Genomic DNA, 400 nt, shown 5'->3' with positions numbered 1-400 from the left:
ACATGCCCGAAACCGACGAGCCCGGCCACATTGCATAGCTTTCGGTCAGCGAAACGCCGGAATTGCGCTCGGCATCGAGCAACTCGAACAAGGTCGCCTTTTCGGTATGATCGGGCTGCGCCGGATAGCCGGGTGCCGGGCGGATGCCGCGATATGGCTCGCCTATCAACTCGTCCGGCTGCAGATTCTCGTCGTGCGCATAGCCCCAATATTCCTTGCGCACGCATTCATGCATGCGCTCGGCAAAGGCTTCCGCGAAACGGTCGGCAAGCGCCTTGACGAGGATCGAGGAATAATCGTCGTTGGCACGCTCGAAACGCTCGGCAATCGCCACTTCCTCGATGCCCGCCGTGACCACGAAGCCGCCGAGATAATCGGCCTTGCCGCTATCCTTTGGCGC

The 400-nt window shown here is 61.0% G+C and carries 1 protein-coding gene; it reads right to left on the bottom strand.

The window, feature by feature from the left end; all coding sequences use genetic code 11:
• The coding region (locus AB1462_RS32365) for a vitamin B12 dependent-methionine synthase activation domain-containing protein (protein WP_367249212.1) at nt 1-400 on the bottom strand (400 nt) is incomplete at both ends.

Source organism: Pseudomonas sp. SB113, assembly GCF_040754745.1.
GTDB lineage: Bacteria > Pseudomonadota > Gammaproteobacteria > Pseudomonadales > Pseudomonadaceae > Aquipseudomonas > Aquipseudomonas grimontii.
The sequence above is the reverse complement of the archived record's forward strand: the minus strand, read 5'-3'. Positions and strand labels throughout refer to the sequence as shown.